At 55.7% G+C, this 23943-nt stretch carries 15 protein-coding genes; 12 read left to right on the top strand and 3 right to left on the bottom strand.

Annotation, left to right across the window (positions count from 1 at the left end):
* Nucleotides 1–61 precede the first annotated feature (61 nt).
* Complete coding sequence (locus tag ACGHM3_RS23830) at nucleotides 62–2191, top strand: PQQ-dependent dehydrogenase, methanol/ethanol family (protein ID WP_345424821.1); 2130 nt, start codon at nucleotides 62–64, stop codon at nucleotides 2189–2191.
* A 171-nt stretch (nucleotides 2192–2362) separates the two neighbouring features.
* Complete coding sequence (locus tag ACGHM3_RS23825; protein WP_345424818.1) at nucleotides 2363–3043, top strand: hemolysin III family protein; 681 nt, start codon at nucleotides 2363–2365, stop codon at nucleotides 3041–3043.
* A 108-nt stretch (nucleotides 3044–3151) separates the two neighbouring features.
* Here ACGHM3_RS23825 and ACGHM3_RS23820 read toward each other — a convergent pair whose 3' ends face one another.
* From ACGHM3_RS23820 to ACGHM3_RS23810, 3 genes are read right to left on the bottom strand one after another with little or no spacing between them, the layout of a single operon-like run.
* Entirely contained in the window at nucleotides 3152–3553 is a 402-nt protein-coding gene (locus ACGHM3_RS23820) for an acyl-CoA thioesterase (RefSeq protein ID WP_345424815.1), read from the bottom strand.
* A gap of 43 nt (nucleotides 3554–3596) precedes the next feature.
* Nucleotides 3597–4955, bottom strand: coding sequence for a TRAP transporter large permease subunit (locus ACGHM3_RS23815; RefSeq protein WP_345424812.1), 1359 nt, complete (start codon nucleotides 4953–4955; stop codon nucleotides 3597–3599).
* 8 nt (nucleotides 4956–4963) lie between these two features.
* Nucleotides 4964–5554 carry a TRAP transporter small permease subunit gene (locus ACGHM3_RS23810; RefSeq protein ID WP_345424809.1) on the bottom strand — a complete coding sequence of 197 codons (591 nt, stop codon included), beginning with the start codon at nucleotides 5552–5554 and terminating at the stop codon, nucleotides 4964–4966.
* A 556-nt stretch (nucleotides 5555–6110) separates the two neighbouring features.
* Between ACGHM3_RS23810 and ACGHM3_RS23805 the strand changes: the two genes are divergently transcribed.
* The 10 genes from ACGHM3_RS23805 (at nucleotide 6111) to ACGHM3_RS23760 (ending at nucleotide 23918) form a co-directional block, all read left to right on the top strand.
* Nucleotides 6111–7154 carry a substrate-binding domain-containing protein gene (locus ACGHM3_RS23805; protein WP_345424806.1) on the top strand — a complete coding sequence of 348 codons (1044 nt, stop codon included), beginning with the start codon at nucleotides 6111–6113 and terminating at the stop codon, nucleotides 7152–7154.
* Between the two features lie 6 nt (nucleotides 7155–7160).
* Nucleotides 7161–8573 carry a phosphate ABC transporter permease subunit PstC gene (gene pstC, locus ACGHM3_RS23800; protein ID WP_345424803.1) on the top strand — a complete coding sequence of 471 codons (1413 nt, stop codon included), beginning with the start codon at nucleotides 7161–7163 and terminating at the stop codon, nucleotides 8571–8573.
* Nucleotides 8566–9837: a phosphate ABC transporter permease PstA gene (gene pstA / locus ACGHM3_RS23795; RefSeq protein ID WP_345424800.1), complete on the top strand. Its 1272-nt coding sequence runs from the start codon at nucleotides 8566–8568 to the stop codon at nucleotides 9835–9837. Before pstC ends, pstA begins: the two co-directional genes overlap by 8 nt.
* 56 nt (nucleotides 9838–9893) lie before the next feature.
* Nucleotides 9894–10730, top strand: coding sequence for a phosphate ABC transporter ATP-binding protein PstB (gene pstB / locus ACGHM3_RS23790; RefSeq protein ID WP_345424797.1), 837 nt, complete (start codon nucleotides 9894–9896; stop codon nucleotides 10728–10730).
* Between the two features lie 86 nt (nucleotides 10731–10816).
* Nucleotides 10817–11548: a phosphate signaling complex protein PhoU gene (gene phoU / locus ACGHM3_RS23785; protein WP_345424794.1), complete on the top strand. Its 732-nt coding sequence runs from the start codon at nucleotides 10817–10819 to the stop codon at nucleotides 11546–11548.
* Between the two features lie 403 nt (nucleotides 11549–11951).
* The gene (locus ACGHM3_RS23780) at nucleotides 11952–13640 is read left to right on the top strand and encodes an HlyD family efflux transporter periplasmic adaptor subunit (RefSeq protein ID WP_345424791.1); all 1689 of its coding nucleotides are present in this window, start codon (nucleotides 11952–11954) and stop codon (nucleotides 13638–13640) included.
* Nucleotides 13577–15751: an efflux RND transporter periplasmic adaptor subunit gene (locus ACGHM3_RS23775; protein WP_345424788.1), complete on the top strand. Its 2175-nt coding sequence runs from the start codon at nucleotides 13577–13579 to the stop codon at nucleotides 15749–15751. The genes ACGHM3_RS23780 and ACGHM3_RS23775 overlap by 64 nt, the downstream gene beginning before the upstream one ends.
* Before the next feature lie 306 nt (nucleotides 15752–16057).
* On the top strand, nucleotides 16058–16906 hold the full coding sequence (locus tag ACGHM3_RS23770; protein WP_345424785.1) for an efflux RND transporter periplasmic adaptor subunit: 849 nt from the start codon (nucleotides 16058–16060) through the stop codon (nucleotides 16904–16906).
* A gap of 11 nt (nucleotides 16907–16917) precedes the next feature.
* Nucleotides 16918–21375 (top strand): LEPR-XLL domain-containing protein, encoded by a 4458-nt coding sequence (locus tag ACGHM3_RS23765; protein ID WP_345424782.1) that lies wholly within the window; start codon nucleotides 16918–16920, stop codon nucleotides 21373–21375.
* On the top strand, nucleotides 21375–23918 hold the full coding sequence (locus ACGHM3_RS23760; protein ID WP_345424779.1) for an ATP-binding protein: 2544 nt from the start codon (nucleotides 21375–21377) through the stop codon (nucleotides 23916–23918). Before ACGHM3_RS23765 ends, ACGHM3_RS23760 begins: the two co-directional genes overlap by 1 nt.
* Nucleotides 23919–23943 lie beyond the last annotated feature (25 nt).

Here is a 23943-nt window from a genome sequence, read left to right as displayed (position 1 = left end):
TGTGATGTGTCAGATGGCGGTTGGTTTTCCACTAAAAACGGCGAGAAAAGTCAGTAAAGTTATGAGTTTAGGCTACAAAGTCGGGTGTTTTATGGTCTTTGGTGCAGTCCTTGCGGGTTGCGGTGAGGAGCGAAAAATAGATGATAATGAAAGTAAAAGGTCGGCCGTGGCAGAGCAGTCTAAGACGGTCGATTGGGCCCAGCACGGGCTAACCAATAGCGAGCAGCGCTATAGCCCGTTGACCCAAATCGGTGCAGAAAATATCAACCAATTGAGCTTGGCCTGGTATTACGATCTACCCGAGCAGCGCGCCCAGGAGGCCACGCCGCTGATTATTGATGGCGTGCTCTACTCCTCTTCCGCTTGGAACCACGTACACGCCCTAAACGCTGCCACCGGTGAGGTGATGTGGGAGTACGACGCCAAAGTGGATAAAACCAATGCCGGCCGGGCCTGCTGCGATGCTATTAATCGCGGGTTAGCGTTTGGCGATGGTCGGTTATACATGGGCGCCATTGATGGCCGGCTGATCGCGTTGGATGCCAACACCGGCAAAGAACTGTGGGTGACCCAAACCTTTGACCTCAGCAAGCAATACAGCATCACCGGTGCGCCAAGGGTGGCTAACGGCAAAGTATTTATCGGCAATGGCGGCGCGGAATACGGTGTAAGGGGCTATATATCGGCCTACGATACTAGCACCGGTGAGCTGGTGTGGCGCTTTTACACCGTGCCCGGCGGCCCAGGAGACCCAACCGGCACTGAGCCGGTGGAGTCGCAAACCGCCACCTGGGATGGTGAGTGGTGGAAGCTGGGCGGAGGTGGCACCGTGTGGGATTCCATGGCCTTTGATGCCGAGCTTAACCTGCTGTATTTTGGTGTGGGTAATGGCTCCCCTTGGAACCCTATGCTGCGCAGCAACGGCAAGGGCGATAACTGGTTTTTATCCTCTATTGTGGCGGTGGACGCCGATACCGGCGAATACCGCTGGCACTACCAAACCACGCCCGGAGAGGGTTGGGATTACACCGCCACCCAGCATTTGATATTGGCCGAGCTGGAATTGGCCAGCAAGCCGCGTAAGGTGGTTATGCAGGCGCCCAAAAATGGTTTTTTCTACCTGTTGGATCGCGCCAGCGGCGAGCTGTTGTCCGCCGAGCCTTATGTGCCGGTGAACTGGGCCAGCCATGTAGATATGGCCACCGGCCGCCCGCAAATTGCCGATGCCGCCAAATATTGGCTAACCGACACGCCTGCTCTGATCACGCCATCTTGGATGGGTGGCCACAACTGGCACCCCATGTCCTACAGCCAGCAAACCGGCTTGGTGTATATCCCTGCACACATTAGCGCCTACCCCTATTTGGCCGAGCCTGACCAAAAACCCTCCAAACTCACGGTGAATATGGGGGTGGATACCACCATTGCCGCCTTCCCCGACGAACCCGAGGCCCTAAAACAAGTGCAGGACGCCACCTATGGTATGCTGCTGGCCTGGGACCCGGTGGCGCAAAAAGAAGTGTGGCGGGTGCAATACCCTGGAGTGTGGAACGGCGGCATTTTAAGCACGGCGGGCGGTTTGGTGTTCCAGGGCACCGCCACCGGCTTTTTGGCCGCCTATAATGCCAGCACCGGCGAACAGCTGTGGCAGCAGCCCACCCAAACCGGCATTGTGGCACCGCCGGTGACCTTTATGGTGGATGGCGAGCAGTACATTACCGTCAGTGCCGGTTGGGGCGGCGTCTTCCCCAATATGACCGGCCCCCTCACCCGGGATTCCGCCGATGGCGAGCCGATCAATCGCTCCCGGTTACTCACCTATAAATTGGGCGGCACCTCTACCCTGCCTGCGCCAACCACCCAGGCGCGTACCCTGCCCGATACCAGCCACATCACCACCGATCCAAGCAAGGTTGCACGGGGTTTTGCTACTTACGATCGTTACTGCGTGCACTGCCACGGCGCGGGAGCGGTGGGCGGTGGTGTGCTGCCAGATCTGCGCTATTCTGCCATGCCTTTGAGTCGGCAGGCGTTTAAGTCGGTGGTGTACGATGGTGTTTTGTCGGAGCGTGGGATGATCAGTTTTGCGTCTGAGTTGTCTGAGCAAGACATCGAGCAGATTCGCCAGTATGTGATTGATCGAAACCAGCAGGCGCGCAGGGTAGGTGAGACACAGCGTTTAAGCCGATAATCCACGGGGCCGCCATTGCTGGGGGCGGCCCTCGCCATAGAGTTAAAGCAGAAGAATGTGCTTTTAAATGCAACTTTTTACCGTTAGGGTTTTCCACAGCTTAGTAATTCTTACCTACAACCCAACCATCGACTACACTGAAATTAAGTCGCCCACTTTGCTTGGAGCCCTATGAACCGTTTGCCTGCTGTAGTGCCGCGTTTGGCTCAGTATATGCGTCAAGATCGGCCAGCGTCTTTGGTGGAAGAGTTAATCAATGCAATCAGCCACGGTGTGGGGGCGTTGGTGAGTATTTCTGCGGTTACGTTATTAATTGCCATGGCCAGCGTGCACACCGATGCCTGGACCATTGTGGCGGTTTCTATTTACGGCGGCAGTTTATTTTTGTTGTACCTTGCCTCAACGCTCTACCACAGTATCCCTTTCAAAAAAGCCAAAAATATTTTTCGCCTGCTGGATCACTGCGCAATTTATTTATTAATTGCCGGTACCTATACGCCATTTTTGCTGGTGAGTATTCGTGGCGTGTGGGGCTGGGCAGTGTTTTCCGTGATATGGGTTTTGGCCGCCGTGGGAATTACATTAAAAATTATCGCGCCCAATAAAATGCACGCCCTGCATGTGGTGAATTACATCGTTATGGGATGGGTGGGGGTATTGGTGGCTCCCGTGCTAATGCAGGCGCTGTCGACCACAACCATCAATCTCGTAATTGCCGGCGGTATCGTTTACACCGTGGGCGTCATATTTTACGCGCTAAGTCGCTTGCCCTTCGCCCACTCTATTTGGCATTTCTTTGTTTTGGGTGGCTCCTGCTGTCATTACATCGCAATCTATAACGATATGATTTAATCAATGCGACACGCGAGCTCATTTCACCACAGAAAACAAACGTAAACACTCCGCTCAAAATTAAGCGGAGTAGGGCACATCACCTTATAACGTGTTCAAATTAAACGTTTAGACCTCAATCGGCCGGGTGCGGCCATTTTCATCGATGGCGACATACACAAACTCGCCCTCGGTGACTTTCATCAGTTCGTCCGAGAAGGAGCTCTTAAGCCACACTTCCACCAGGGTTTTAATGGACGAGCGACCCACCTCTAAAATATCCACATAACAGCGCACTTGGCAGCCTTTGGGTACCGGGCGTAAAAACACCATGCTGCCGGTGGCCACGGTGGTTACGCGGCCGTGGGCGATATCTTGTGCAACCACGGAACCGCCGAGATCCATTTGTGACATCAACCAGCCGGCGAACACATCGCCATCGGCGTTGGTGGCAATGGGCATTGCAATGGTTTGTAACGCCAGTTCACCGGTGGGTTGTGGCGTTTCGTCCATATCGTCGTAGTCACTCATAAAATGTCCTTGGCAAACACGGTTGGATTAAAAGGTCGTTGTTTTAGCCCTGGGATGGCAACCAGGTAACCAGTCCGGGCCAGATTGCCATGGCAATCAGCAGCAGTAATTGCAGCACAATAAACGGCACCACGCCGGTATAGATGTCTGCAGTCATCACGTTTTTGGGGGCAACGCCGCGCAGGTAAAACAGCGCAAAGCCAAACGGTGGCGTTAAGAAAGAGGTTTGTAGGTTCACCGCAATCATAATGCCCAGCCAAATGGGGTCTATGCCCATCATTAATAACACCGGCGCTACCAGCGGCACCACCACAAACGTGATCTCGATAAAATCTAAAATAAATCCCAGCAAGAAAATGACCAGCATCACCACCAGCGTGGCGGTGAAGGCACCGCCGGGGAGGCTGTGAAAAATGGCCTCGATCAATTCTTCGCCACCAAAGCCACGAAACACCAGAGAAAACACCGATGCGCCGACCAGAATGGTAAACACCATTACCGTAGTTTTGGTGGCGGCTAGGCAGGATTCTTTAAACGCCTGCCAGGTGAGCTTGCGCTTAGCCATTGCTAACAAGAGGGCGCCCATGGCGCCTACGCCGGCAGCCTCCGTGGGTGTGGCCACGCCGGCAAAAATAGACCCTAATACCACAAACACCAGGGCTAGGGGCGGCGCCAAGCTCAGCAGCAGGGCGGGCCAGTGGGTGGTTTCTTTACTTTGATGGCCGCCTGCGGCCTGCGGCCGGTAGCGGGCAATCACCAGCACATAGGCTAAATACATAGTCACCAACAGCAAGCCGGGGATCACCGCGCCCACAAACATGTCTCCAACAGACACCGGCGTTGGGTTGAAAATTCCCATATTCAGTTGCGCCCGTTGGTTGGCACTGGACAGCACATCGCCCAGCAGCACCAGGGCAATGGAGGGCGGAATAATCTGCCCCAGGGTGCCGGTGGCGCAAATGGTACCGGTGGCCAGGGATTTACTGTAGCCCTGGTTGAGCATGGTGGGCAGGGACATCAACCCCATGGTAACCACAGTGGCGCCCACAATGCCCGTGGAAGCGGCCAGTAGGGCGCCCACCAACACCACGGATACGGCGAGCCCGCCGGGCAAAAAACTGCACAACCGCGCCATATTTTGCAGCAGATCCTCGGCGATTTTGCTTTTTTCCAGTACCACGCCCATGTACACAAACAGCGGTACAGCCACCAGCGTGGCGTTGCTCATGGTGCCAAACAGGCGGTCGGGCAGGGCTTTGAGCAGATTGGGGTCAAAGCTGCCGGTAACAATGCCCAGGCCGGCAAACAGCAGCGAGCAGCCCGCCAGGGTAAAGGCCACCGGGTAGCCCAGCATCAGCACCAAGCACACAACGGCAAACAAAATCAGTGGGATCAATTCCATACTGCGGCCTAGACACCTGCCTCGTCACTGCGCTGCACCGGGCGTTCAATCAACGTCAGTGTGCTGGCGGCCACCTCGGTGAGGCATTGCACCAACAGTAGGGCGGAGGCCAGTGGCATAAAGCTTTTTAGCAGGTATACAAAGGGCAGGCCGCCGGCGTCGCCGGAGGTTTCTCCGATCTGCCAGCTGCGCAGGGCGTATTGGCTGGTGGTTACCAGCAGTACCACGCACAGTGGCAACAGCAGTACGAGGCCACCTATGGCATTCACCCAAGCTTGTTGACTGGCCGAGAACTTACGGTAAAAGATATCCACGCGCACCTGGCCGTCGGCCCTTAGGGTGTAGGCCATGGCGACTAGAAATATCCACGCATGCAGATAAATGATGGATTCCTGCAGCGCGATGGAGCCGATGTTAAACCCTCGGCGCAGCACCACCACCAATACGGTAATGGCAACCAGTACCGGGATCATGGCTGCGCAGCAGGCACCACAAAGCTGGGCTAGGCGGTCTAACCCGCCAATAAGACGCTGGCCGAATGGCTCTGGCACGCTGGCTGGTGGCTGGGCGGGAGTGTGGCCCTTTGACTCAAACGACACCGAAGTCCCCTCAAGGTCCTGACAATATTGTTGTTATGTGTAGTGCTTGTAGTTTTGGTTATTGGTTTTGTTATGGCACGCTCTTTCAGTCGTGGCCTGCCGATGTACACTAAAAGCGTTTTTTTACCCATGTTAGTGTTTTTACCCATGTTAAGTGTGCGGGTAAAACCTGCGGCCAAAGGCTCTAGCGCCTGGTTAGTCTCCGCGTTAGGCGCGTTTCTTCGCAGCGCAGCATTATAACCAGGATAGGCAGGTAGAGAGTACTGGCATTTAAGTTAAAACCCCTTTGATTCGCTAAACTGCGCGGCTATCGGTGTTGCCTGCCACGCACAGGCTGCCGTTTACACAATTCTGTCGTATAGGCTGGGTAGCATGATATAGGGGCTAACTCTGCAGCTGTAACAATTCTTTAATATTTCTGAAATATTATCTCCGCCCTTGTAGTCAAGTTGGGGTAGTGCGGCCACGCAAAGTTGTACTGTAACGGTGCATAGCGCTACCGCAGTACCCTGTGATGATGCCGTCGCAGTGATGTAACAGGTGCTTGGAATTGCTTTTGTCTCGCTTTACATGGTTGATGCTAGGACTGGTGGTGCTGTCTATGCCCCGCGCCCAGGCAGCACGCCAATACATTGAGATAGTGGGGTCCTCCACGGTTTATCCCTTTGCCACGGTGGTGGCAGAGCGGTTTGGCCGTGCCACCGTGTTCCGCACACCCAAAATTGAAGCCACCGGCTCCGGCGGTGGTATTAAGCTCTTTTGTGCAGGCCTAGGCCTGGCCTATCCCGATATTGTGAATGCCTCGCGCCGAATCAAGCCCGCTGAGATGGTCCAATGCCAGCGCCATGGCGTTACTGAGGTGATTGAGGTGCTGATTGGCTACGATGGCATAATTTTAGGGCAAGATTTAAGCGCGTCACCCATGCGGCTGAGTCGCAAAGAATTGTATTTAGCCCTCGCCGCCCAGGTGCCACACCCGCAGCGCGCTGGGGAATTGATCGCCAACCCTAACCAAACCTGGGCAGACATCAACCCAGCACTACCGGCCTACGAAATAGCCGTGCTGGGGCCGCCGCCCACCTCCGGAACCCGGGATGCCTTTGTCGATTTGGTGATGGCTGCCGGCTGCCGAGAATTCCCATGGCTGGCGCAATTGGAGCAAACCAACAAGCACCGCTTTGAGCAAACCTGCCACCGTATGCGTGAAGACGGTGCCTTTATTGATGCTGGCGAAAACGACAATCTGATTGTGCAAAAACTCAAGGCCAACCCTAAAGCCCTAGGTATTTTTGGCTACAGCTTTTTGGAGCAAAACAGCGATCAAATCAAAGGTGCCATGATTGACGGCTACCCGCCGGCTTTCGCCGCCATCGCCAACGGCAGCTACCCGGTTTCCCGGCCGTTGTATTTTTACGTTAAAACCGCCCACATTGGCGTAGTGCCGGGGTTGCGAGAATACCTGGCCGAATTCACCAGCGATAAAGCCTGGGGCGAAGAGGGTTACTTGGCCCAAAAAGGCATGATTCCTTTACCCAAGGAGAGCCGAACCAAAGTCACCGACCAAATTGCAGCGCTCAATGCACTGCCCAGTGAGCGGTAGTTTGCAATGACCTTAAATGCGTTGATGTTGATGCTTGTGTTGTTGTCGGTGGTGGCTTTTTATTTGGGCCGTAATCGCATTAACGCCAGGGTTTCCGCTATTGCGTCTGCTACGGCATCGACTGGGGTGTCTGCGCCCAGGTTGTCCTCCTTGCCGTTGTACTATGGTTTGCTAACCTCGCTGTGGTGCCTGCTGCCGGCCACCCTTGTGTTGTTGCTGTGGAGTTTGGCCGATGACTATGTGATTTCCGCATTGTTGCGAGCCAGCTTGCCGGCGGCGCAACAACAATTGCCCGAATCGGAATTAAATTTATTGCTCAGTGCCGCGCAAAACTTGGCAGCGGGCCAGGGATTGTTTGGCCATCAACAACCCGAGGTGGTTGCCTTGGCAGAGCAAATTAAAACCTACACCGGCATTAACCGCTTAGCCAAAACCGTGTTGGTATTGGTGTTAGCCATCAGTGCTGCGGTGCTGGTTTGGGCAAAAATATCGCCGCGCCTGAACGCCCGCCGCGATGTCGAAAAATTATTCCAATGGGCGGTGTTAGCATCGGCCAGCATCGCCATTTTTATCACCATCGGCATAGTGTTTTCTGTGGTCATCGAAAGCCTGCGCTTTTTTGCCAAAGTGCCCCTGCTGGATTTTTTATTCGGTTTGCATTGGAGCCCCCAAACCGCACTGTACGAAGATCAAGTGGGCAGCAGCGGCAGCTTTGGGGCGGTACCGTTATTTGCCGGCACACTGTTGGTTTCGGCGGTGGCTATGTTGGTAGCCGTGCCCACGGGGTTAATGGCCGCCATTTATTTATCCGAATACGCAAGCCCCAGAGCGCGCAATATTGTCAAGCCAATGTTAGAAGTGTTGGCTGGTATTCCCACCGTGGTGTACGGGTTTTTTGCCGCGCTAACGGTGGCGCCGGTGGTAAGCAAATTATTCACAGGCTTAGGCTTGGACGTTTCCTCAGAGAGCGCTTTGGCCGCCGGCTTTGTGATGGGCATTATGATTATTCCATTTGTGTCTTCGCTCAGTGATGATGTGATTACTGCGGTGCCAAAAAGCTTGCGCCAGGGCGCCCTGGCATTGGGGGCGACCCCGTCCGAGACTATAAAAAGCGTGGTGATCCCAGCAGCACTGCCCGGCATTGTGGGTGGTATTTTATTGGCCGTATCGCGGGCCATTGGCGAAACCATGATTGTGGTAATGGCAGCAGGCCTAGCGGCAAATTTAACCCTAAACCCGTTGGAATCAGTCACCACCGTAACCGTGCAAATTGTAACGCTGTTGGTGGGCGATCAAGAATTCGATAGCGCCAAAACCCTGGCTGCGTTCGCGCTGGGTTTGGCGCTGTTTTTTATTACCCTGTCGCTCAACTTTTTTGCATTGCACATAGTAAAAAAATATCGGGAGCACTATGAATAAGCTCTCCACCGGGGAAAAAGTCGCCCTGGGTTTGGCCAAGCGCCACCGTGCAGAAAAGCGGTTTCGCTGGTACGGTTTGGCTTCCATTGCCTTTGGTTTGCTGTGTTTGCTGGTACTGTTTACCGACATCATTAGCAAGGGTGCCGGCGCTTTTGTGGCGCACTACATCAAAGTGGACGTTACCTACAGCGGCCAACGCTTGGGCATAAAAAATGTAGACGACCCAATGCAAATGGCTCTGGCCGATTACCAGGGCTTAATCAACGATTACTTAATGCAGACTTTCCCCGAGGTAAGCCAGCGGCGGGACAAATTTGAGCTGTACCAACTGGCCAGCAGTGGCGCGGGCTTTGAATTGCAAGCGCTGCTGCAAGAGCAACCCGAGTGGTTGGGTAAAACCCAAACGCTGTGGGTGTTGGCCGACGATGACGTGGATTTGTATTTAAAATATTTCCGTAATAAAGACGGCAGCAGGCTCACCGCGCAGCAAAAAGGCTGGGTAGAGCAGTTGGTGAGTAATGGCGCCATTGATCAACGCTTTAACCGGGCGTTGTTTAGCCACGGAGATTCCCGCGAGCCGGAAATGGCCGGCATTAAAGGCGCGTTTATGGGCTCGCTACTAACGCTATTGGTTACGCTGGTGTTGTCGTTCCCGGTGGGGGTTGCCGCGGCGGTGTATCTTGAAGAGTATGCCCCAAAAAATCGCTGGACGGATTTTATCGAAATCAATATCAACAACTTGGCGGCCGTGCCCAGTATTATTTACGGTTTGTTGGGCCTGGCGGTGTTTATTAATTTTTTGGGTATGCCAAGGTCGATTCCCTTAGTGGGCGGGTTGGTATTAACGCTGATGACCTTGCCAACGGTGATTATTTCCAGCCGGGCGGCCATAAAAACCGTGCCGCCCTCCATTCGCGAGGCCGCCCTTGGCCTAGGTGCTTCAAAAATGCAGGTAATAATGCACCACGTTTTGCCCCTGGCTTTGCCGGGTATGTTAACCGGCGCCATTATTGGGATGGCCCAGGCGCTGGGCGAAACGGCGCCGTTGTTGATGATTGGTATGGTTGCTTTTATTGCTGATATCCCCCACAGCCTTACCGACCCGGCCACGGTGTTGCCGGTGCAGATTTTTTTGTGGGCCGATAGCCCAGAGCGAGCCTTTACCGAGCGAACCTCTGCCGCCATTATGGTGTTACTGGCGTTTTTGATGGTGATGAACGCGCTGGCGGTGTTGCTGCGCCGCCATTTGCAGCGCCGTTGGTAAATGACGCACGTAACTGATTCGACTTGCATCACGGAAATTAGCCACAGAGATTTATCATGCCTTTTGCCGATACCCCGATAGGCACACAGACGGACGTCACCGAAACCATCGGTACTCCGTTTTTGCCCAACAGCCAAGATAGCAAATTTGAGCTGCGCGATGTAAACGTGTATTACGGCGAAAAGCGGGCGATTTTTGATGTCAGTATGGATATTGGCAAAAACGAAGTGATTGCCATGATTGGCCCCAGCGGCTGTGGCAAATCCACTTTTTTGCGCTGCCTAAACCGCATGAACGACACCATCGATGGCTGCCGGGTTACCGGTGCCATCAGCTTGGACAGCGACGACATTAACCGCCCTGGGGTAGATGTGGTGCCATTGCGGGCGCGGGTAGGCATGGTGTTTCAAAAGCCCAATCCCTTCCCTAAATCCATTTACGATAACGTGGCCTACGGCGCTCGCATCCACGGTTTAACCCGCAATCGTTACGAGCTGGACGAGATTGTAGAAACCAGTCTAAAGCGGGCGGGCTTGTGGAGTGAGGTTAAGGATCGGTTGGAGTCGCCGGGCACCACCTTATCCGGTGGTCAGCAACAGCGGTTGTGTATCGCCCGCACCATTGCCATTGAGCCAGAAGTGATCTTAATGGATGAACCCTGCTCGGCCTTGGACCCCATCGCCACGGCGCGCATCGAAGAGCTGATTGCCGAGTTGAGCGAAAACTACACTATTGTTATTGTGACTCATTCAATGCAGCAAGCTGCCAGGGTTTCGCACCGTACCGCTTACTTTCATATGGGCCGGCTGTTGGAAGTCAACGAAACCGGCAAGGTGTTTACCACGCCGGGGCACCACCTCACTGAGGCCTACATTACCGGGCGTATTGGCTAATAATCTTGCCATAGTGTGCTCGGCACAGTGCGCTAAACTGTAACCGTACTCGCTTTAACCGTACTAAATAACGCAAAAGAACATCTATGGACCGTTTAGAGCTCAACCAACACATCTCCCAGCGTTACAACGCCGACCTAGAAGATCTGCGCACCGAGCTGCTGGAAATGGGTGGCCTGGTACAAGAACAGGTGCGCGACAGCATTGCCGCCATCGGCCAGGCCGATGCTGAATTGGCACGCCGAGTGATTGCCGTGGAAGATGACGTCGACGCCCGCGAGGTTGAGCTGGATGAACACTGCACCTCCATTTTGGTGCGGCGGCAACCGGCGGCATCGGACCTGCGCATGGTGTTAGCGGTATCCAAAATCACCCGCGACCTAGAACGCATGGGCGACGAAGCCAATAAGGTTGCCAAAATGGCGTTGGCCTTGGTGGAAGACGGCGGCAATGGCCAGGGCTACGTTGAGCTGCGCCACCTGGGCAACAGCGTGTTGCGCATGGTTGACGACATGCTCAATGCTTTTGCCCGCTTTGACGTCAACACCGCCATGGCGGTGGCCAAGGAAGACTCCAACGTCGACCGCGAATACAAATCCGCCACCCGCGAACTCATCACCTACATGATGGAAGACCCGCGCTCCATCAGCCGGGTAATGAACGTGATGTGGGCCCTGCGCGCCATCGAACGCATTGGCGACCACACCAAAAACATTGCCGAGCACATTATCTATTTGGTGCGCGGATTGGACGTTCGCCACACCAGCGTTTCTGAAATGGAGCGCCAGGTAAACGCCTCCGACCCACAGGTGCGTTAGTTCCTTTTCCGTCCTCGTTAAATTCTGGGCCCCATTGTTTTCAATTGCTGGCTTAATGGTGTGGGGCTGTATCAACAGGCCCTAGCCCGAAATAAAAACCTAATCTTCAAAACACCGAAAGCTGATCAGAGTCCCTGCGCAACGACAGATACTGGGTGAAGCTGTACCAAGTCTTATTTTGCATAGCTGAGTCACTTATCCGACCTTAAGCCCGTGCTAATACCCCAAAAACCACCGCTAACCCTAAAAACCGGCGCGCTTAAAATTGTTTGTCTATCTTTAAAAGCAATTGTATGCATCGCTAGAGCCCTATCAATCAGCGCCGGTTTCGGCGGCGGGCATCGTTATTTGAGGTTATCCCATCAGCAATCTTGCCCACTCAACTCCCGCCAGTAGCAGCTGCGTGGCGCCCAACAGCTTGGCCAGCCAGTGGCTGCAGCGCCTGTGCCCCATGCTGCCCAAAATTGACGAAGCGTTGGTGGTGGTTATGCGTGGGCGAGAGGCTGGGGCCCTGGGCCATTGGGCCAAGCCCGGTGGTGATGAGCAGGCGCTGTTGCGCTTTGCCCAGTTGGCCGCGAATTCTCCCAGTGAACGCTTTGTGCAGCGTGGCGATCGGGACTTTTTTGCATTGCCCTTGACGAGCAAAGGCGACGACGGTGGCGAATTTGTGGTGGTGGCCACCACTCATTTGGCCGAGGCCAAGGCCCGGGATTCACTGGCCAAGTTTTTAAAAGCCGGTGCCGTTTGGTACCAACTGCTCAAGCACAATGCCCCTGCTGCCGTTGGCGCGGCTCAGCCACCCATTGCGGAATTGATAGCAGAATTTATCGCCATCGACCGTTTGCCATCGGCCCACACGGTGCTGGTAAGCCGCTTGGCCAAGCAGGTTCGGTGCGACCAAATAGCCTTGGTGTATCAACCCAACCGCAGCGCCAAAGCCCGGGTTTTGGCCATATCGGATGCCGCCAAGGTGTGGCAACAGGCGGATGCCGTGCAAGGTTTGCTGCTGCAGGCTAAGCCCGCCTTGGCCCAGGCCTTTGATGCGCAGTCCCCAGTGGCCGATGGCTCTGACAGAGACGTTCGCAGCCCAAGCACCGATGATGACGCCCTGGCGGTGTTAGATCATTGGGGTGGCTGTTGGTATTTGCTAGCAGACGATGGGCAAGCCGCCCCGGCTGAGATTGCCTCACTGTGGCAGGCCCTGGTACCCGTGCTGGCCCTACGCCAGCAGGCCAGCCTAAGCCCGCTGGCAAAAGCCCGTGGGCTGATAAATCGGCACAAGCCCCGCTATTGGCTTTGGCTGTCACTGGCGGCGGTGATTGTTTTGTTAGCGCTGCCCATGGATTACCGCATCAGCGCCCAGGCAGAGTTGGAGGGCATTACCCAGCGTGCCGTAGTGGCACCGGCAGATGGCTTTGTGCGCAGCAGTTTTTTCCGCGCCGGGGATATCGTAAATAAGGGCGATCTGATTGCCCAGCTTGATGACGACGAATTAAAGCTGGAGCAAAAACAAATCGGCAACGAGATTGCCGAGCTAGATCGGCAGTATCGCCAAGCCTTGGTGGACAGCGACTTGTCGCAATCCCGGGTGGTTAAAAGTCAGTTGGCGCAGAGCCAAGCGCAGTTGGACATCATTGAGCACCGACTGGGCCGCACCCAACTCATAGCCCCCTTTGCTGGGGTGATTATCCAGGGCGATTTAACCCGCAGCGAGGGTGCGCCGGTGGACAAGGGCCAGGTGCTCTTTGAAATAGCGCCCGCCGGAGAGTTTCGCCTGGTGCTGTTGGTGGATGAACGCAATATGGCTCACCTAACGCCCGGCAGTGCCGGCGATTTGTACTTAAACACCCAGCCCGGCCAAGGTTTGGGCTTTGTGGTAGAGCGCATTGCCCATGTGGCCGAAGCCCATGCCGGTGGCCCACAAAAATACCGTGTGGAAGCCACGCTCAGCGATCTACCGGCGGAGCTGGTATTACAGCCCGGCATGCAGGGCGTTGCTAAGGTGGATGCCGGCCGACGCAATTTGATATGGGTGCTGTTACATCGGCCTTGGCATTGGTTGGTGTTGAAGTGGTGGGCGATTACGCCGTGAGCTCGCTGACTACCGCCCAATGGCAAACCTTGGCAGGCCTAAAACCACGCCTAAAGCCACAGGTCATTCTCTACTGCCACCATTATCGCGGCAGCCCTTGGCCGGTGGTGGAAGATTCCCTTAACCAGCAACATTTTCACATAAGCCCAGCCGCCTACTCGGTTTTGCAGCGGTTGGACGGCAACACCACGGTAGCCAGGTTGGCAGACAGCTGGCCCGGCGATGATCCCCAAGCCGAGCTCACCCAGCTATTGTTGGGCCTGTACCAGGCCAATTTGCTGGCAGGTGACTTCCCCGTGCTGGCGCAAAATTTGGTGAGCCGCTCCCAGCGCGGCCGCTGGCAGCGCTGGTTAAACCCATTGGCCCAGCGCTTGCCGCTGATCAACCCCGATGCATGGTTAAAGCGATGCCAACCGGTCACCGACAAATTGTTCAGCGCCGCTGGTTGGTGGGGCTGGGTGGCGTTAATGGCGATTACTGTGTTGGTGGCTGCAGGCCATAGCTATGAGCTTAAGCACCATTGGCACAGTCGATTTTTGGACCCGGGCAACTTGCTGTGGTTGCCGCTGGTGTACGTGGTAATGAAGCTGTTCCACGAATGGGCCCATGGCGCAATGATCCGGCGTTTTGGTGGGCAGTGCAGTGAGGCGGGGGTGATGTTTTTGGTGTTTATGCCCTTGCCCTACGTCAACGCCGGTGCCGCCAACAGTCTGCCACGAAGCCAACGCCTGTGGATTTCCGCCGCTGGAATCTTGGCTGAGTGCGCCATGGCGGCGGTGGGCCTTATCACCTGGGCCATGGCAGGGCAGGGGCTACTGCAGGATTTGGCGTTCAATGTGTTGGTGGTTGGTTTTGCGGCGTCTTTGCTGTTTAACGCCAACCCGCTGATGAAATTCGACGGCTACTACCTACTGGCCGACGCGGTACAGATACCCAGCCTCGCTTCCCGGGCCAACCAATATTTAGGCTATCTCTGGCAGCGCTACGGTCTGGGGTTGGCAAGCGCTCACTCGCCAGCAGAGCTGCCCGGTGACAAACCTTGGTTAGCGGGCTACGGTATAGCGGCTGGAGCCTATCGCATCTTAATTTTGTGCTGGATAGTCAGCTTTTTGGCCCAGCGCTGGCTGTGGGCAGGCTTGCTGGTGGCTCTGTGGGCTCTGGCTGGGCAATGGCTGCTGCCGGCGGCTAAGGGCCTGTGGTCGCAATGGCATAAATGCTACGCCGAGCGGCGGGAGTGGCGCTTGCTGGGCGTAGTGGCCGGCAGTGCTGCGGCGCTGTATTGCTTAGCCTTCGTGATGCCATTGCCCCACACCAGTTACGCCCAGGGTGTGGTTAAGCTGCCAGATGCCGCCGTGTTCAGTGCCGCGCCAGGTTTTGTGGATACCATTTTGGTGGCGGATGGCCAGTGGGTGGCCGCCGGTGCGCCGATTATTCAACTGCGCAATACCGAACTGCAATTGCAGGCCAACAAACTGCGCGCCGAGCTGGCCGAGCAACGACAACTGCGCCAGGCCTCGTTGGTGCGCCAACCGGCCCAGGCCCAAGCCGCCGCCATGGCCATGGAGTTGGTCACCGCCAAATTGGCGGACTTAGAACAGCAGCTGGCTTCCCTGACACTTACCGCACCCAGGGCAGGGCGGTTGGCGCTGCCGGCGGCGCAAAATCTGCCCGGCCGCTGGGTGGAGGAAGGCGACGTGCTGGCCCACGTGTTCGATGGCCAGCAACTGCAAGCCCAGGTGCTGATCAATCAGCAAGACCTCGCCGCCATAAGCGCCAGCGCCGGTACAGTGCGAGTAAAATCCGCATTGCAACCTAACCACACCTTTGCCGCGCACATCAGTAACTTGTCTCCCAAGGCCATTGATCAGCTGCCAAGCCCTGTGTTGGGGTCTGCCGGTGGCGGTTATATTCCGGTGGACGCCAACGACAGCCAAGGCCTCACCACGTTACAAAGCTGGTTTGTGGCCGAGTTGGACCTACCGGCATCGATGATGGCACCGGTGGTGCCCAACCGATTGCACGTGCAGTTTGTGCATCAAAACCAACCGGTGGGGGTGCAACTATGGCGTCATTTACGGCGGTGGTGGCTGGCCCATTCAGATATGGGCTAGGGCTGCACTCTCTCAACTAAAACCTCTAAGCCTGCGGCCCGTTGGCAGCGGATGCCGCCAAAGCGTGCTGTTACGCGTATCCCCGTGCCGCTTCTACTCCACCGTTTTTGAGTAAAAAACCTAAAAACTGCCCTTCTCCCCAATGGTCATTCTTACTGGTTTGGCGGCAGCTTCCTTGCCGGCAAACCCCCGGCTGCGTTGCTAAGCTGAAGTAGTACGTTATGTACACGTTTTCATTAGCGCATTGTTAAAGGCTAATGAATCCGTGCCGAGGAATGTAGTTACCCCCATGGAAATTTGTAGCGAATGCGACCTATGCGTTTAGATGTTCGACTGTTCACCCTTGCCTCTGGCTTGTTTGCCAGTGTTGGCAGCCTGTCGGCGGAGCAAATTCCGCCCATGGATTGTATTATCAGCCCGTTTCGTAGCGTGGAGTTGGCCAGCCCGGTGCCGGGGGTGTTGCACTCCATTGCCGTGGACGAAAGTGCCTTTGTGCGCCGGGGCGAGATAACGGCGAGCCTAGAGTCGGATGTGGAAATGGCCTCGGTGGCCTTGGCCAAGGCGCGTTCGGAAGTGAGCTCTGAGGTTGAGGTGAATAACGTCAACTACGACTACGATCGCAAACGCAAGAAGCGCATTGATACCCTGTACGACAAAAAAAGCGTCTCCTTCGACACCAAAGACCAGGCCGATCGCGAATTTTCCCTGTCTAAGTTTCGCCTGCAGCAAGCCAAAGACTTAGTGGAGATTCGCTCGCTAGAATTAGTGCGGGCCCAAGCGCAGTTGGCGCAAAAAACCATTCGCTCGCCCATCGATGGCTTTGTGGTGGAGCACTACAAAGAGCCCGGCGAATACGTTGAAGACCAAGCCATTATGCGCATTGCCCAACTGGACCCGCTGCGGGTAGAAACTGTCGTGCCGGTGGAGCACCTGGCCCAGCTACAAACCGGTCAAAGCGCTCAAATACACCCAGAAACCAGTAACGCCAACCCGGTAGTGGCCACCGTCACCACCATCGACAGAGTGGCCGACGTGGCCAGCGGCACCATCGCCGTACAGCTCACCCTGCCCAACCCAGACTACAGTGTGCTGGCCGGGGTTAAGTGCGTTATGGAGTTCGACCAAACCCCAGCCCCACGCGTCACCACCCGCTAGGGCCAGCCAGCGTGTTGTCACTCTTCAAGCGCAAACCCCGGTTGCCCAGAGCAGCGGTTGCCACCGGTAACCCGCAGTTTGCTTTGCAGGCGGTGGAGCCACGGCTTTTGCTTTCGGCAGACCCCATTACCGGGATTTTCGACGACGGCGTTAATGCCGAACTGGCCTTGGCTAATGATTCCGCCCAAGCCTCGCAAGAACTCGCAGTGGCACTGGAGAGGCTGGCACAAACCGAGGAAGAGCCCTCACCGGTAGTAACGGCCCACGCCGATGGCAAAGGCTACCGAGTTGACTACGTAAAAACCGTTCAAGAGCAAGGTTTATTGATATCCACAGCGGATGACGTCGATGCGGCAATTGGTGAGGCCGGGGGCTCGGGTAGCTGGACCGAGGGCGACGCCGTTTCTGCTACCAGTATGAGTTTTGCACCTTCGGGATCGGAAACTGCCCGCTTCGATGTGCAGTTCGATCTCTCCAAATTTATGCTGGACGAAACCGCAGGCATAAATGCGATTCATTTTGTAGATAACGATGTTTCGGTCGGCCTGTATGATCTTGAAGCCGGTGATATTGTGTTTTCCGTGGACGGCACCGCTGCCTTGCTGAACAGCGACGGTTCCTGGTTTACTGGCAAACGCGGCGACGTTTTAGCCTTCCGCCCAGATACCGTGGGTGATTACACCGCCGGTACATTCTCTATGGTGGTAGAGCAAATTGCAGGTAGCAATGATGACCTGCAAGCGCTCACCGTTGTGGAGCAAACCACCACAGTGGCCGGCAATACGCTCAACCCGGGCGACATTTTATTTGTGTCCTCTGACAAGGACTATGACGAAGCGATTTATCGATATTACTACACCGATATTCTGGTATTAACCACCCCTTCCACCGCAGCAATAATTGAGGAAGGAGATACCGAAGAAGACGATTTTGGCTGGAACCTCAACCTCGCTGGAATTAATGGCCTGGAGCTGTTAGAAACCGAGCAAACCGTAGGTGGCGTGACTTTCTCTGCTGGCACGTTGCTGGTGGCCTCCGATGGTGACGAAGCGGTGCTGTCGTTGTCGTTTAGTGGCTCAAGTACCGACCTAGAACTCGCCGATGCGACCATTACATCGCAATTGTCCTACGCCACTGCTTTAGAGGGCGTTACCAGCATTGATGCTTTAAGCGTGGCGCCTTACGTGGTAGACGTTAATGCCGAGCCCACTGGTTCTCTGGTGATTGAAGGCGTTGCTACAGAGGACGAAACACTTACCGCTATCTCCAGCTTAAGTGATGAAGATGGCATGGGCGGGGCAAGTTTTCAGTGGTTTAGAGATGGTGTTGCCATCGCCGGGGCCACCGGGCAAACCTACACCTTAGGCGATGCCGATGTCGGCAGCCAAATGACGGTCCGCATCAGTTATACCGACGGTGGCGGAACCAATGAACAGGTTACCAGTGCTGCCACCGCAGCCGTTGCCAATATCAACGACGGCCCGGCCGGCTCGATCTTTATTTCTGGCGATTTGGTCGAAAACGAACAGCTGAGTATCGACATATCTGGCCTCACCGACGATGACGGCTTCAACCCAGGCACGTCCACCGTTACCTATCAATGGTTACGTGATAACAGTGTTATTAGTGGTGCTGATAGCGATAGTTATACGCTGGGCGATGATGATGTCGGCGCAATACTGAGTTTTGTCATCCGTTATATCGATGATAACGGCACCACAGAAACCGTTAGGGCAAACGCGCTGGTGGAGGTGGCCAACATCAACGATGCGCCCACCGGGTCGGTGAATATTGCCGGTTCGGCCAAGGAAGATAAAACACTTACCGCCATCACCAGTTCCATAGCCGATGGCGATGGCCTGGGTGATTTCAACTACCAGTGGCTGCGCAATGGCACAGCCATTACGGGTGCGCAAGCAGAGACCTACACGCTGGGTGATGATGACGTCGGTAGCACCATATCTGTGCGAGTCAGTTATACCGATAACAACGGCACGCTGGAGCAAATAACCAGCTCCGCCAAGGGCCCCATAAACAACGTCAACGATGCGCCACAGGGGCAACCTTGGGTGTTTGGCCAAATCAGAGAAGACGCCACCATAAGCGCCTTCCTCGGCTGGATGAGCGATGCCGATGGCCCGGGCAGCAATTACCAATACCAATGGCTGCGCGATGGCCAAGCCATTGCTGGGGCAACCGCCATTACCTATACCCTAGGTGATGACGATGTTGGCAGTATTATCCAGGTGCGGGTGAGTTACACCGATGGCCAGGGCACTGATGAAACCGTTACCAGCAGCAACTCTGGGTTCTACCGGGTGGCCAATGTTAACGATGCTCCCACGGGCGAGGTTGGCCTTTTAGGCTCCAGCATCGCTGGCCAAACCCTCACCATGGATTTATCCGAGCTGGCCGACATCGACGGCCTGGGCAGCTTTAATTACCAGTGGCTGCGCAATGGCGAGATCATTGATGGCGCCACGGGGGTAGGTTATATACTTACCAGCAGTGATATTGGCGCGGTTGTGCAAGGCCAAGTCCTCTATACCGATGGCCACGGCACCCTAGAGACCGTCACTAGCCAAGCCAGCGAACAGGTGGCCGATAATATCGGCCACGGCACCGCCACTGTCACCATAGCCGGCAACGCTGCCGAGTATGAAACGCTTACCGCCGTGGCAACCCTGTTGGATGAAGATGGCACTGAAGAAGAACCCAGTGCCATTCGCTACCAATGGTTCCGCGACGACATTGCTATTGATGGTGCCGTTAATTCCACCTACCAGCTAATCCAAGCCGATATCGGCGGCCGCTTTAGCGTATTGGTGGAGCTGGATCACCACCATATCGACGCCAGCTCGGTATTGAGTGACGCTACTGCGGTGGTCATCAACACCAATGATTTGCCCCAGGGGCAGCTAATCATTAGTGGCCTCGCCCAGGAATATCAAACCCTTGAGGTCTCCACCAGCGGCATTACCGATGGCGATGGCCTGGGTGACTTTAATCGGCAATGGTTGCGCAATGGTGTGGCTATCGCCGGTGCCACTGGCACGCAATACACCTTAACCGCCGACGATATTGGTTCCAGTCTTTCCGTGCAAATCACCTATCGTGATGGCTATGGTACTGCAGAACGGGTGGTAAGCCTTGCCACCGATGAGGTGGCCAACGTCAACGACCCACTGCTGGGTGAACTGGCCATTGCAGGCCAAATGATTGAAGGCCAAACCCTCAATGCCGTCACCGACACCCTGGCCGACGGCGATGGCCTGGGCGATTTGCAATACCAGTGGCTGCGTAACGGCCAAGCCATAGAAGGCGCCACTGGCAATAACTATCGCCTAGGCCAAGACGATGTCGGCTCCAATATTGCACTGCGGGTGCAGTACACCGATGGCTTTGGCACCGTTGAGTCCGTATCCGCCGCCGGCACCAGCGCCGTGCAAAACATCAACGATAACGCCGACGGTGCGGTGGTGATTCGCGGGAACAACTTGGTGGGTGAGTCGCTCACCGCCGATACCAGTAACGTCACCGATCGTGATGGCCTGGGCAGTTTTCAATACCAGTGGCTGCGCGATGGCGAAGTCATTGCCGGTGCCACCGAGCAAGATTACCGATTGCTGCAATCCGATCTGGACGCCGAAATCAGCATCCAGGTGACCTATGTGGATGGCTTTGGCCAGCAAGAGCAAGTTGGCAGCAACAAAGTTGTGGTGGAAGTGCTGCGGCTAGAAGCCGAGGCCGTTGCCGAAGCCAACGAGCCCGAACCGGCCACCAAGGCGCCAGAGCAGGTGGTAGAGGCCGAGCCAGAAGCCGATTCTGGCGAGGGCGAAGAAGAATCCTCCACCGAGCAAGTCGATGGTAATGGCCAACAAACCACCAGCGTCAAAATGGATGTTAGCGCTAGTGTTGCCGCGGTGGAATCCATTCAGGGCGTGGATTTCACCAACAGTGCCCTATCTGGCTTAGCCACCAACTTCGGCGATAGCACTAACACAGATGACGATGCCGGCGATGGCGGCGTTAATCTGCTGAAAAACGATTCTCTTTTGGCTGAATCCTTCGGCATTGAATTGGCCTCGGAAACCGTGGCCAACCTAGACCAATTCCTCGACCCACTAGAGCTGGTCACCAACGTGGCGGTGAACGACAGCTTCGACCAGCTACGCCAACAGTTTATGGATATGACTGGCCAAGAGCAGATGCTCTGGAGCGGCGGCACCACCACGCTCACCGCCAGTTTCTCGGTGGGTTACGTGGTGTGGTTGCTGCGCAGTGGCGTGCTGCTGTCCACGGCGCTGTCGGCAATCCCGGCCTGGCGATTTATCGATCCCCTACCGGTGTTGATGTCCAGTGCCAGCGCCGCCGGCGACGGCGACGACGAATCGCTAGAATCCATGGTCAGCCAGGGTGATTCGGAGCAGGAAGCCGGTGTTGAATCCAACGATAAGGAATCCCACTGATGGCGTTGTTCAGTAAACGCACTCTTACCAGTTTTCGGTTGGCGGGCGGCTTGGTGGCCATTGTCATCACCGCGCTCACCGTGGCGGCTATGCTGTCTCTGCTGCCAGACCAAAATCGCCTGCGCTTGCAGGGCTTGGCTGGGGTGGCCGAAGCGGCCTCGGCCAACTCCTCTGTGTTATTGACCAACAAAGATATGCGCCGCTTGGAATCCACCCTGCGCGTGGTGGTTAATCGCAATGACGATATCCTCAGTGCCGGTGTACGCCGGGACGACGGCCGCCTGTTGGTGACTATTGGCGAGCATCAAGAGGCTTGGCAGGTGGGTGCGCAAAACGCCCGGCAAATGGCGGTGCCAGTGTTTGCCAACGGCCAACAGTGGGGCGAATTGGAACTCGGCTTGGCGGCCATGCCCGGCAGCACCTGGCAAGATTTTTACCGCCATCCCATGACGCTGCTGATCGGCTTTATGGCCACGGTGTGTACCGTGTTCTTTGGTTTTTACTTGAAGCGCATGCTGCGCGACCTCGACCCCTCCCAAGCCGTGCCCGACCGCGTGCGTTCAGCGCTAGATACCATGGCGGAGGGCCTGTTGGTGCTGGATGCCAAGTTGAACATCGTATTGGCCAACCAGGCCTTCAGTGATTTGGTGGGGGAAAAGCCCGATCAGCTGCTGGGCCAAAAAGCCGATCGATTCAATTGGTTGGATGGTTTCGACAAACCCCTGGCGGCGGAACACAGCCCCTGGCAACTGGCGCTGGAGCAGGGCAGCATCCGCCAACAGGATCGCATTCGCCTTAGGCTTGCCGATGGCAAGTTGTACAGCTTCCAGAGTAACTGTTCGCCGGTGTTTACCGCCAACGATGCCGTGGGTGGGGTGTTAATCAGTTTTGATGACGTCACCTTGCTGGAAGAAAAAGAAAAGGAGCTACAGGCCTCCAAACAAATGGCGGAAGAGGCCAACCAGGCTAAAAGCGACTTCTTGGCCAATATGAGCCATGAAATCCGAACCCCCATGAACGCCATTATGGGCTTCACCGATGTCCTACTGCGCTCCTACCAAGAGCGCGGCGATGGCCGGCTGCCAGCGGACTCCGCCAAATACCTCACCACTATTGCCAATTCCAGCTCCCACCTGCTGCATTTAATCAACGATATTTTGGATTTATCCAAAGTTGAAGCGGGCAAAATTGAGATTGAAGCCACCGAGTGCTCTCCCCATCAGGAAGTGGCGCAGGTGATCCAGGTGATGCAAGTGAAGGCGGAGCAAAAAGGCTTAGCGCTGGTGCACAAGCCGCTGACCGACATGCCCGCCAGCATGACCTCAGACCCGGCCAAATTACGACAAATTGTCACCAACCTAGCGGGTAATGCCATTAAATTTACCGAAACCGGACAGGTTACGGTGGTAACCGAATGGCAGCAGGTGGGTGCCAAGGGCCAATTGGCCATCCGCGTGCAAGACACCGGTATCGGCATGAGCGAAAAAGCTTTGGCCAATGTGTTTTCGGCATTTGTGCAGGCCGATAGCTCCATCACTCGTCGCTTTGGTGGCACCGGGTTGGGCTTGAGTATCAGTAAGGCCTTTGCCGAGGCTTTCGGAGGCGACATTACGGTAACCAGTAAAGAAGGCCAGGGCAGCTGCTTTGCGCTGGAGATCCCCATCGATGCCTTTAACGCCCAAATGCTAAGCCCAGAGCAACAACTTAAAGACACCGTAAAACTCGACCACAGCCAGGGGCAATGGCGTTTTGAGCCGGCCAAGGTTCTGGTGGTGGACGACGGCGAAGAAAACCGCGAGCTGCTCAAGGTTGTGCTCACCAATGCTGGCCTCACGGTGATTGAAGCCGAGGATGGCATCGAGGCCCTGGCCGGCATCCAACACAAACCGGATATGATCCTGATGGATGTGCAAATGCCGCGCATGGATGGCTACACCGCCGTGGGCAAAATGCGGCAATTAGGCATCCAGCTACCCGTCATTGCCCTCACCGCCCACGCCATGAAAGGCATAGAGCAACGCGTATTGGAGGCCGGCTACACCAGCTACCAATCCAAGCCCATCGATATCGACCGGTTATTCACCGCCATGGCGCAGCATATTCCCGGTGAGTTTGGCCAGTTTAAAAGCAGCCAGCCGGTGCCAGAAACCGAGCCCGTGGCTATTCGTTCGTTGGAACCTAAGATGGACGAACCTCAGACCGCCGAACCAAGCGCAATCGGTGGGGCTAGCCCGGTACGCTCCACCCTAGCCAGTAACCCAGCGCTGCTGCCCATTGTGAAGAAATTTGTGGTTCGCCTGGGCGACCGCCTGGGCGAATTGGAGCAGGCTGCCAATGCCCAAAACCTGCAAGAAGTGGCCGATTTGGCGCACTGGCTAAAGGGCTCCGGGGGTACCGCTGGTTTCAACGAATTTACCAAACCCGCCGCCACCCTGGAGCAAACGGCCAAAAGTGGCAACCTCAACGATTTAGCAACCCACATTGCTGAAATTCAAAGTATTTATAAGCGAATCGACTTAGCCCAATCGCAGGAAGCGAGCTAGGCTTAATAGGACGTAAAGCAGAGTA

This window comes from Halioxenophilus aromaticivorans, assembly GCF_042850945.1.
Classification (GTDB): domain Bacteria; phylum Pseudomonadota; class Gammaproteobacteria; order Pseudomonadales; family Cellvibrionaceae; genus Halioxenophilus; species Halioxenophilus aromaticivorans.
Note: the sequence above shows the minus strand (reverse complement) of the source record. Positions and strands in the feature narration are given on the sequence as shown.